Raw genomic sequence first — 9917 nt, 5'->3', positions numbered from 1 at the left:
CCCGCCGGTCCCCGCGCGATCATCTGCCCCTTGAGCACCAGCGGGCGGCCCGGGACGAGGCCGTGCCGGAACCAGACCGGCTTGGAATCGAGGGCGATCCGGCCGTCCCGCGCCAGCCGGCCCTGCGGCACCGGCCCGGCCCCCGGGTTCGCCACCGCGGGTCCCGCCGGCCGGATCTCCGGATCGACGATCCGGAACGGCTGCAGGTTGCGCCAACTCCGGATGACGACCGTCACCTCGGCGGCGGGTGCCGGGAGAAAGAAGCGGCGCCGGACCGAGAGGGCCCGCCCGTCGGCGCCGTGGCCAGAGGCGGCGGGGCCGGCGATCCAGTCGCCGTGCGCGTCCATGGAGGTCCGGGCCAAGCCCGGGATGTGGGCGAAATCCACCTCGGACCGATCCTGCGCCAGGAATGCGAAGCCGATCGCCGCGAAGTCCTTGGCGGCAGAGGCCGTCTCCGCTGCCGCGCAGATCATGCATGCGCTGAACTCATACCATTGGTCGGGGGCGAGGCCGGGAAACACGAGGACGACCCGGGACCACCGATTCCTGTTGCCGACGACATGGTCCCCGGCGGAGGGCGCAGCCGCCGGATCCGCCCGCACCGATGCGGGCGGCAAAGCGTGTTGTTCGTGCATCGGGTCTGGCAATTCTCGCAGGATCAGTGTCGTCCGGACAGCAGGTGACAGCCGGCATGTTACCGCAGCATGGCAAGATTGTTTTGTCCATGGGCCGTAAATGTCGGTAAAATTTGCTTCAAACCGCATCAAAGATTGCAGATAAGTTCAAATTTCTTGATCTCATGCACCGGATCATGAACTCGCTCTTGACCTGACAAATTGTTGACCCAATCCTCGACTTATGTCAGCGTGAACCTGCAGTTAAGAATTTGACAGGTCTAAGCATTATCGGACTCGTATACACGGACTCAACGGAAGGAGCGGGGTGACAATGTACGTCTTTGTCGACGATAGACCAATCGTCATGGAAGGATATGTCGCCAATTTCAATAGATAAGGCGTTTCTTCGGTTGGGCTACTGTCTTGTGATTTCGAAGACTGGCTGCAGACCGCGCCTTCGACCGATCTCGACGCGGTCCAGGGCTTCCTTCTGGGCGACGGCGAGCAGCGGTCCGACTGGCCGGATCTGATCCAGAGGCGGTCCCGCGCGCCGATCATCGCGATGATCGAAACCCGCTGCTTGACCGAGACGCTGCTGCTCTTCAGGTCCGGGATCGACGACGTCGTCCGCAAGCCCATCCATGTCCGAGAAATCCTCGCCCGGACCGAGGCGGTCTGGCGGCGCTCCCAGCGCGAGTCGGCCAAGGACACGGCCGTGGCGGACAGGACCGCGCGGCTGAAGGTGTATTTCGACGGCCGCGATCCGGACATCGACGGAGAGAAGATCGTGCTGCCGCGCCGCGAGCGTCAGATCCTCGAATTCCTCGTGCGTAACCGCGGACGCCGGATGACCAAGGAGCAGGTGTTCAACGCGGTCTACGGCGCTTTCACCGACGACGTCGACGAGAGCGTGATCGAGGGGCACATCAGCAAGCTTCGCAAGAAGCTTCGGACCAAGCTGAGCTTCGATCCGATCGAGGTCCGGCGCTACCTCGGATACGCGTTCGTGAATTGAGGGGCCGCGCCGCCGCAATGACGACACCCGCCGCGGCCGGCCCGGGCAACCGACGGCAGGCGTTCGCAAGCTTCGGGCAAGACAGTCCGCGCACAGTCCCGCGGACAGGCAACTGCCGCGCTGTAGCCGACCGTCCATTCAACGTGGCGGTCAGGGACAGGTTCCCCGGATCCGGGGCTGCCCTGCCACCGTCCTTGCCAAGCCGGAAAGCCGACAGATCATGAACCCGATCTTTCTCCTCAATCTCGCCTCCCGACAGCTCCAGCACCTCACGGCCCGCCAAGCCGTGATCGCCGGGAACGTCGCGAACGCCAACACCCCGGGCTACCAGGCCCGGGACCTGACCCCGTTCCGGGACGTGCTGAACAAGACGGCGCTGTCGATGGCAGCGACCCATTCCGGCCATCTGGAGACCGGCGGCCCGAGCGCGCGGCCCGCCCGCGCGACCGGTTCGGACGGCTGGGACGTCGTCCATTCCGGCAACTCGGTGAATCTCGAAGAGCAACTGATGAAGGCCGGCGAGGTGAGCCGGGATCAGGCCCTCAACGGCGGCATCGTGAAGTCCTTCAACCGGATGCTGGCCCTGAGCGTGAAGTCCGGCCAATGATCGATCCCCTGGTCGCTTCCTCCCGCATCGCCGGCTCCGGCATGGGCGCACAATCCGAACGGATGCGCGTCATCTCGGAGAACATCGCCAATGCCCAGTCCACCGGACAGACGGCGGGCTCGGATCCCTACATCCGCAAGACGATCACGTTCCGCACGGCCCTCGACCGGGCCTCGGGGACCGCGGCCGTGGCTGTCCGCGACATCGGCGAGGACAAGGCGCCGTTCAAGGTCGAGTACGACCCCGGAAATCCTGCGGCGGATCAGAACGGCAACGTGAAGCTACCGAACGTGAACATGCTGATCGAGATGGCCGATATGCGGGAGGCCAACCGCTCGTACGAGGCCAATCTGCAGATGATCAAGCAGACCCGCTCGATGGTCGCCGGCATCATCGAACTCCTGAGGTCGTGATGATCCAGTCTCTCGCCGCCCTCGCAAGCACATCCGACAAGACCTCCGTCTTCGGGCCGGGCGAATTCGGCCTGACGATGCCGGGGGTCCGGCAGGCCGCCCCCTCGGCGGGCGCTGGCAACTTCGGCGATCTCATGGCGCAGGTCGCCGGTCATATGCGGGACACCCTGAAGACCGGCGAGGCGACCGCGATCTCTGGGATCCAGGGCAAGGCCTCGACCCAGTCGGTGGTCGAGGCCGTGATGTCGGCCGAGCAGTCGCTTCAGACCGCTGTGGCGATCCGCGACAAGGTGGTCTCGGCCTACCTCGAGATCGTCCGCATGGCGATCTGACGCGGCCGCCGCGGCGGCGCCCGATTCGGGATCGCGCGCCGTCGGCACCCGACCACGGATCCCCCTTTTTCCGGCAAGGACCTGATCATGAGAGCGCTCGCCATCGCGGCCACGGGCATGAACGCCCAGCAGTTGAACGTCGAAGTCATCGCCAACAACATCGCGAACCTGAACACGACGGCGTTCAAGGGCGCACGCGCCGAGTTCAAGGACCTGATCTACCAAGCCGAGCGGCCCGCGGGCGTGCCGATCCAGTCCGGCGAGGGCGCGATCCCCGAGGGGGCCATGCTGGGTCTCGGCGTGCGCAACACGGCGATCCGGAACCTGCACCGGCAGGGCCCGCTGACCAACACGACCAACACCTTCGACCTCGCGATCAACGGCCGCGGCTGGTTCCAGGTCACGATGCCCAACGGCGAGATCAACTACACCCGGGCCGGTTCGTTCAACAAGAACGCTGACGGGCGCTTGGTGACGGCCGAGGGCTACAGCGTCGATCCGGCGATCATCATCCCGCAGAACGCCATCGACGTGGTGATCAACGAGACCGGGCAGGTCATGGTGAAGGTCGACGGGCAGCAGCTGCCGCAGACGATCGGCCAGCTGCAGCTCGCGAATTTCACCAACGATTCCGGCCTCGAGCCGCTGGGCAACGGCCTGTACCGCGAGACGGCGGCCTCGGGCCTGCCGGTCACCGGGTTCGCGGCCGATCCCAGCTTCGGCAAGATCCAGCAGGGCTATCTGGAGATGTCCAATGTCGATCCGGTCAAGGAGATCACGAACCTGATCTCGGCCCAGCGGGCGTTCGAGATGAACTCGAAGGTGATCCAGGCGGCCGACGAGATGGCCGGCACCGTCTCGAAGGGTCTCCGCTGAGGTCATGATGCAGGACGCTTGCCCCGTGCGGATCGCGGCGCGGATGACCCGGGCCCTGGCGGCCGGTCGGTTGTTCGCCGCCTGGACGCTCGGCCTTGCCGCACTCCCCGCTGCGGCGGCGGATCAGGTGCTGCCGGTGCCGGTGGCGACGATCTACGCGGGCGACGTCATCAAGCCGACGATGCTGCGCGACCAGACGTTCCCGGAGAACTACAGGCCGCGCCAGCCCGTCGTCGAATCGGCGGCGCGGGCCGTGGGCAAGATCGCGCGGCGGACACTGCTGCCCGGCGAGACGATTCCGTCGCTCGCCCTCGACGAGGCGAAGCTCGTGACCCGCGGCGCGCCCGCCATGATCGTGTTCGAGGAGCATGGCGTCGCGATCTCGACCCAGGGCATCGCCCTGGCGAACGCCGCGGTGAACGAGGCCGTAAGCGTCCGCAACGCCGCCACGGGGCGGGTAGTTCAGGGAATCGTCCAGGCAGACGGCCGCGTCCGCACGGGGCAGCCATGATGCGCAGGCCTTTTCTCCTGCTGGCCGGGCTGATCCTGTCCGGGCTCGCCCTCGGGCCGGCGCCCGCGGCGGCGACGCGAATCAAGGACATCGCCGCGCTTCAGGGCGTGCGCGACAACCAGATCGTCGGGTACGGACTCGTCACCGGTCTACAGAGCACCGGCGACACGCTGCGCAACTCGCAATTCACGGAACAATCCCTGCAGTCGATGCTCGATCGGCTGGGTATCAACGTGCGCGACCAGCGGTTGCGGACCCGCAACGTCGCGGCCGTGATGGTGACGGCGAACCTCCCCGCCTATATCGAGCCCGGCTCGCGGGTCGACGTCTCGGTCAATTCCATGGGCGACGCGACCTCCCTGCGCGGCGGCACCCTGCTGATGACGCCGCTCTCGGGGGGCGACGGGCAGGTCTACGCGGTCGCCCAGGGCGCCCTGCTGGTCTCGGGCTTCAGCGCCACCGGCCAGGCCGAATCGCTGATCTCGGGCGTGGCGACGGCGGCGCGGATCCCCAACGGCGCCCTGGTGGAGCGGTCGGTGGCCGGCACGTTCCGCGACCTGCCGGGCATGTCGCTCGAACTGAAGAACCCGGACTACCGCACCGCCGTCCTGATCGCGGACGCGATCAACGCGTACACGGTGCAGAAATACGGCCACCGGGCGGCGAGCCCGCGCGACTACCGCACCGTGGTCCTGTCCCGCCCCGGCCATGTCGGGCGGACGCGGTTCATGGCCGAGATCGGCGAATTGCAGGTCCAGCCCGACATCCCCGCCAAGATCGTGATCGACCAGCGGACCGGCACGGTCGTGATCGGCCGGAACGTCCAGATCTCCACCGTGGCGGTGACGCACGGCGATCTCACGGTGCGCATCACCGAGACGCCGCAGGTGTCCCAGCCCGCGCCGTTCTCGGACGGCCAGACCACCGTGGTGCCCCGGACCGACATCCAGGCCGCCGAGCAGACGGGCCGGCTGGCGATCGTGTCGGGCCCCGACCTCCAAACCCTGATCCGCGGCCTGAACAATGTCGGGATGAAGCCGACGGACGTGATCGCCATCCTCCAGGCGGTGAAGACGGCGGGCGCCCTGCAGGCGGAGCTGGTGATCCAATGACCGGTCCGGCTCAGCTGTGCCGTATCGACGGGGAGGAGCGGCGCCGCACCGGCCCGTGCCTCCGGCACCGTCGTTTCGGTCTCGCCCTCGCGGCCATCGCCGCGCTGCCGATCGCCCATGCGGCGGCCCAGCAGAAGCCGGCCGACGCGAAGGCGGAGCCGGCACAGCCGTCGCAATACTGCGCGGGCATCGCCAACGCCGCCGCCGATGCCCGCTTCACGTGGCAGAAGGACACGCTGGCGGCGCTGGCCAAGGATGTCGATGCGCGGATCGGCCAGTTGGAGGCCAAGCGCGCCGAGTACGAGACCTGGCTGAAGCGTCGGCAGGCCTTCCTCGCCAAGGCGGATGAGAGCGTCACGGCGATCTACGCCAAGATGCGGCCCGAGGCCGCCTCCCAGCAGCTGACCGCGATGGACAGTGAGGCCGCGGCCGCGATCCTGACCCGCCTCGAGCCGCGGGTGGCCAGTGCGATCATGAACGAGATGGATCCCGGTCGGGCCGCGCGCTTGGCCAATGTCATCACCAACACGCCCCCGAAGGAGCCGGTGCCGTTCCGGCCGGACGAGACACCCAAGGCGTCCCCCGAGCCGCGCTCGGACACAGGGGGCGGACGCCCGCAGAACAGTGAGAAGTCAGGATGAAGCGGCTCGTGCGCACCCCGCCGCGGGGCAACCCGGATTTGCGCCCGTACGCCCCTCGCAAGGGATCAGACAGGGGATCGGACAAGGGATCGGAGCCGATCCGGCACATGGCGCGATCGTTGGCGCGATCGATGGCGCGATCGGGCGCGGCGCTCGCCGCCCTCGCGGCGCTGACGGCACTCGGCGCGTGCGCGACGCCGATCCAGGAGATCGGCAAGGCGCCGGCCCTGAGCCCCGTGGGTTACGGCATCGATCCGAACCACAACGCGGTGCCGCCCCTCGCCGTCGCGTCGGCGGCGTCGGGCTACCACTCGACCTGGGCGCAACAGAGCGCCGACCTGTTCCAGGATCCGCGCGCCAAGAATGTCGGCGACGTCCTCACCGTGATGATCGCGATGAACGACAAGGCGCAGTTCGACAATTCCACGGACCGGTCGCGCGATTCACGGGCCAAATCGAGCCTCGATCTCCAGTTCGATCTGTTCGGACTCACGCCGGAATCGAAGAATCACTACGAGGTCAACGGCAACAGCTCGACCAAGGGACAGGGCACGATCGACCGCAAGGAGCAGCTCCGGCTGTCGATCGCGGCCGTGGTCACGCACGTCTTCCCCAACGGCAACGTGATGATCAGCGGCTCCCAGGAGGTGCGCGTGAACTACGAGGTGCGCGTGCTGAACATCGCCGGCATCGTGCGGCCGCGGGATATCTCGCGCACCAATACGATCGACTACAACAAGATCGCCGAGGCGCGTGTGTCCTATGGCGGCCGGGGGCGCCTGATGGAGGTGCAGCAGCCGGGCGTGGTCCAGCAGGCCTACGACCTCGTCGCCCCGTTCTGAGCGCTCTTGCGCCGGAGCCGTCACCGGTTCGGCGCACGAGTGCGTTTCTTCGCGGAAGCGATTGCGGGTGCGGCGTCAGCGAGCACGTCGAATCGACCACGCAGAGCCGCACCCGTTCGCGACGCGATCGGAGGCAGATCCGGACCGCGTCCTCTCAGCCCTGACGCGGGAGCATCGGTCACACCACAGGCTGGCAGAGCCTCCTTGCCGGGGCGGAGACGAACGATGGCGTCCGATTCCGAGGCCCCGCGCAAGGGCCGCTGGTTGCTGCTCCTTGCGGTTCTCACGGTCCTGGCGGTCGGGGCCGGAGCCGCGAGCGGATTCTACATGATCACCCGGGTCGAGAAGGCCGTGGACGAGCGGAAGAAGGCCGAGGAGGAGCAGGTCCAGCGGGTGACCACCTACGATGCGGGCTCCACCGTGAAGAGCCTGGGGGTCGTGGTGACGAATCTCGCGAGCCCGGGCGATGTCTGGGTCCGGCTCGAATCGTCGATCGTGGTGAAAGCCGGAGCCTTCGCCAATCCCGATGCCATGGCGGCCGAGATCCGCCAGGACCTCCTCGGCTATCTGCACACGGTGTCGCTCGCCCAGATCGAAGGGCCGAGCGGCCTCAGCCATCTGCGGGAGGACCTGGCCGAGCGGGTGCAGGTCCGCAGCAAGGGGCAGATCCGCGACTTCTTCATCGAAACGCTCGTCGTCCAGTAGGGCGACCGGCCGGCTTCCGGGCTCGGCCGAGCAACATCAGGACCGGTCACGCCATGCTGCGTCGCGTCTCTCTGGCGGGCCTGCTGCTCCTCGTCGCCACGGCCGCGAGCGCCCAGAGCTTCAACCTCGATCAAGTGCTGCCACCCGGGAACGGGTCGATCAGCGGGCGGATGATCCAAGTCATCGCGCTGATGACGGTGCTGTCGATCGCGCCGGGCCTGCTCGTGATGGTGACGAGCTTCACCCGATTCGTCGTCGCCCTCTCGTTCCTGCGGTCCGGCCTCGGCCTGCAGAGTTCCCCGGCCAACCTCGTGCTGATCAGCCTGTCGCTGTTCATGACGTTCTACGTCATGGGGCCGACCTTCGACCGGGCGTGGCAGGACGGCGTGCGCCCGCTGACCGAGAACAAGATCACCGAGGAGGAGGCCTTCGCCAAGGTCACCGCGCCGTTCCGGGACTTCATGCTGGCCCATGTGCGCCCCAAGGATCTCGACACCTTCGCGGAGATCGCGGCGGCGAACCTGCCCAAGGCCCCGGACGGGGGCCGGACCGACCTGCGCGTGCTGATCCCGGCCTTCATGATCTCCGAGCTGCGCCGGGGGTTCGAGATCGGTTTCCTGATCGCGCTGCCCTTCCTGGTCATCGACATGGTCGTCGCCATCCTGGTCATGTCGATGGGCATGATGATGCTGCCGCCGACGGCGATTTCATTGCCGTTCAAGATCTTGTTCTTCGTCTTGATCGATGGCTGGAATATGCTCATCAGCGGGCTGGTGAAGTCTTATTTTTGAACTGTGAGCAGATCAAGTAACATACACTCGCCAGACCGCATTTGATTGGGTGTGACCTGAGCGCCGTGTTGACTTACGATTCCAAATTCGCCATGACGTCTCTGCCGGCAGCAAGAACGTCGAATGTCTTTCAAAGACACCTCGGTCGTCTGATGCCGCTATCATTAGTAGATTGATTCCCGTGCTCGGCACGATGGGTCAAAGGCATGATGCCGCTCTGCTATGCCGGTGAGAACCCGGCATGTCCCACTTTCATGTCTGTTGAAGGGACATCCTTATGTCGAGCCTGTTGACCAACACCGCCGCGATGACGGCGCTCACCACCCTCAAGACGACCAACCAGGATCTGGAGAAGTCGAGCGGTCGCATCGCCACCGGCCAGAAGGTGGCAACCGCCGCCGACAACGCCGCTTACTGGTCGATCGCCACCACCATCCGCGCCGATAACGGCTCGCTCGGCGCCGTGAAGGACGCCATCGGCCTCGGCCTGGCGACCGTGAACGCGGCCGTCTCCGGCCTCGAGAACGTCAAGAACTCGTTCCTCGAGATCAAGAACCGCCTCACCGCGGCCCTGAACCCGAACGTCGACCGCAACAAGCTCCAGACCGAAATCGCCGCCCGCCTGAATGACCTCCGGACGGTTGCCTCCAGCGCCGCGACGAACGGTGAAAACTGGCTCGCCGTCGATTCGGGCTCGGGCAACTACACCGCCGAGCGCAAGATCGTCGCCTCGTTCAGCCGCGTCCAGGGCCAGATCGCGGTCGGCACCGTGACGGTCAACGCCGACGACACGAAGCTCTACGATGCCAAGTTCTCGGCCGGCACGACCGGTGCCGGTGCGACCGATGCCGGCACGACCGGTGGTATCGTCGCGACCTACACCCAGGCCAAGACGGACTACGACACGGCGACGAAGACGTTCAACTCCAGCGACAAGGGGTCGAGCGCCCTCCAGACCTACGAGACGGCGCAGAAGGACTACAATACGGCCAAGGCGTCCTTCGACACCGGCGTCGCTGACGCCAACAAGGCCGCCGGGGCCGGCACGGACGGCACGGGCGGCCTCCTCAACAAGGAATACGCCGTCTTCGGTGCCGACGAGAACGGGCTCTACAAGAGCTTCTCGCTGAGCGTCGACAAGATCGACATCTCGGCGATCCAGAACCAGGACCTGTCCAAGCTGCGCGCCTACGTCAACCTGGCCGACAAGGTGTTGAACAACATCACCGACGTCGCCACCAAGCTGGGCGCCGTGCAGAATCAGATCCAGACGCAGTCGAACTTCGTCGATGTCCTGATGAAGGGCAACGACAAGAGCGTCGGCATCCTGGTGGACGCGGACATGGAAGACGAGTCGACCAAGCTGAAGGCCCTTCAGGTCCAGCAGCAGCTCGGCGTCCAGTCCCTGTCGATCGCCAACCAGAGCACGCAGCAGATCCTCAGCCTCTTCCGCGG

12 protein-coding genes and 1 pseudogene are annotated in these 9917 nt (G+C 66.4%); 12 read left to right on the top strand and 1 reads right to left on the bottom strand.

Annotation, left to right across the window (positions count from 1 at the left end; genetic code table 11):
- Nucleotides 1-635: pseudogene (locus OXS49_RS31235) on the bottom strand (hypothetical protein); the annotation flags it as partial.
- Between the two features lie 400 nt (nt 636-1035).
- On the opposite strand from OXS49_RS31235, the gene OXS49_RS31230 reads away from it, so the two are divergent.
- The 12 genes from OXS49_RS31230 to OXS49_RS31175 all read left to right on the top strand — a co-directional run.
- Nucleotides 1036-1632 (top strand): response regulator transcription factor, encoded by a 597-nt coding sequence (locus OXS49_RS31230; RefSeq protein ID WP_267428464.1) that lies wholly within the window; start codon nt 1036-1038, stop codon nt 1630-1632.
- A gap of 220 nt (nt 1633-1852) precedes the next feature.
- Entirely contained in the window at nt 1853-2239 is a 387-nt protein-coding gene (flgB, locus tag OXS49_RS31225; protein ID WP_267428463.1) for a flagellar basal body rod protein FlgB, read from the top strand.
- Nucleotides 2236-2652 carry a flagellar basal body rod protein FlgC gene (gene flgC, locus OXS49_RS31220; protein WP_267428462.1) on the top strand — a complete coding sequence of 139 codons (417 nt, stop codon included), beginning with the start codon at nt 2236-2238 and terminating at the stop codon, nt 2650-2652. Before flgB ends, flgC begins: the two co-directional genes overlap by 4 nt.
- Complete coding sequence (locus OXS49_RS31215) at nt 2652-2984, top strand: flagellar hook-basal body complex protein FliE (RefSeq protein WP_267428461.1); 333 nt, start codon at nt 2652-2654, stop codon at nt 2982-2984. Before flgC ends, OXS49_RS31215 begins: the two co-directional genes overlap by 1 nt.
- 87 nt (nt 2985-3071) lie before the next feature.
- Nucleotides 3072-3860, top strand: a complete 789-nt coding sequence (flgG, locus tag OXS49_RS31210) for a flagellar basal-body rod protein FlgG (RefSeq protein WP_267428460.1) — start codon at nt 3072-3074, stop codon at nt 3858-3860.
- A 4-nt stretch (nt 3861-3864) separates the two neighbouring features.
- Nucleotides 3865-4371: a flagellar basal body P-ring formation chaperone FlgA gene (gene flgA / locus OXS49_RS31205; protein WP_267428459.1), complete on the top strand. Its 507-nt coding sequence runs from the start codon at nt 3865-3867 to the stop codon at nt 4369-4371.
- Entirely contained in the window at nt 4368-5483 is a 1116-nt protein-coding gene (flgI, locus tag OXS49_RS31200) for a flagellar basal body P-ring protein FlgI (protein ID WP_267428458.1), read from the top strand. The genes flgA and flgI overlap by 4 nt, the downstream gene beginning before the upstream one ends.
- Nucleotides 5480-6124, top strand: a complete 645-nt coding sequence (locus OXS49_RS31195; RefSeq protein WP_267428457.1) for a MotE family protein — start codon at nt 5480-5482, stop codon at nt 6122-6124. Before flgI ends, OXS49_RS31195 begins: the two co-directional genes overlap by 4 nt.
- 131 nt (nt 6125-6255) lie before the next feature.
- On the top strand, nt 6256-6966 hold the full coding sequence (flgH, locus tag OXS49_RS31190) for a flagellar basal body L-ring protein FlgH (RefSeq protein WP_267428456.1): 711 nt from the start codon (nt 6256-6258) through the stop codon (nt 6964-6966).
- A gap of 225 nt (nt 6967-7191) precedes the next feature.
- Nucleotides 7192-7671: a flagellar basal body-associated FliL family protein gene (locus OXS49_RS31185; RefSeq protein ID WP_267428455.1), complete on the top strand. Its 480-nt coding sequence runs from the start codon at nt 7192-7194 to the stop codon at nt 7669-7671.
- A gap of 53 nt (nt 7672-7724) precedes the next feature.
- On the top strand, nt 7725-8462 hold the full coding sequence (gene fliP / locus OXS49_RS31180; RefSeq protein ID WP_267428454.1) for a flagellar type III secretion system pore protein FliP: 738 nt from the start codon (nt 7725-7727) through the stop codon (nt 8460-8462).
- Nucleotides 8463-8739: 277 nt separating this feature from the next.
- On the top strand, nt 8740-9917 hold a 1178-nt coding region (locus tag OXS49_RS31175), incomplete at its 3' end, for a flagellin (protein WP_267428453.1).

This window comes from Methylobacterium sp. GC_Met_2, assembly GCF_026540795.1.
Classification (GTDB): domain Bacteria; phylum Pseudomonadota; class Alphaproteobacteria; order Rhizobiales; family Beijerinckiaceae; genus Methylobacterium.
The sequence above is the reverse complement of the archived record's forward strand: the minus strand, read 5'-3'. Positions and strand labels throughout refer to the sequence as shown.

What these genes read in the sequence shown, in the direction of transcription:
- flgB (WP_267428463.1), top strand. Translation starts at nt 1,853, where the DNA reads ATGAACCCGATCTTTCTCCTCAATCTCGCCTCCCGACAGCTCCAGCAC.
- flgC (WP_267428462.1), top strand. Translation starts at nt 2,236, where the DNA reads ATGATCGATCCCCTGGTCGCTTCCTCCCGCATCGCCGGCTCCGGCATG.
- OXS49_RS31215 (WP_267428461.1), top strand. Translation starts at nt 2,652, where the DNA reads ATGATCCAGTCTCTCGCCGCCCTCGCAAGCACATCCGACAAGACCTCC.
- flgG (WP_267428460.1), top strand. Translation starts at nt 3,072, where the DNA reads ATGAGAGCGCTCGCCATCGCGGCCACGGGCATGAACGCCCAGCAGTTG.
- flgA (WP_267428459.1), top strand. Translation starts at nt 3,865, where the DNA reads ATGATGCAGGACGCTTGCCCCGTGCGGATCGCGGCGCGGATGACCCGG.
- flgI (WP_267428458.1), top strand. Translation starts at nt 4,368, where the DNA reads ATGATGCGCAGGCCTTTTCTCCTGCTGGCCGGGCTGATCCTGTCCGGG.
- OXS49_RS31195 (WP_267428457.1), top strand. Translation starts at nt 5,480, where the DNA reads ATGACCGGTCCGGCTCAGCTGTGCCGTATCGACGGGGAGGAGCGGCGC.
- flgH (WP_267428456.1), top strand. Translation starts at nt 6,256, where the DNA reads ATGGCGCGATCGGGCGCGGCGCTCGCCGCCCTCGCGGCGCTGACGGCA.
- OXS49_RS31185 (WP_267428455.1), top strand. Translation starts at nt 7,192, where the DNA reads ATGGCGTCCGATTCCGAGGCCCCGCGCAAGGGCCGCTGGTTGCTGCTC.
- fliP (WP_267428454.1), top strand. Translation starts at nt 7,725, where the DNA reads ATGCTGCGTCGCGTCTCTCTGGCGGGCCTGCTGCTCCTCGTCGCCACG.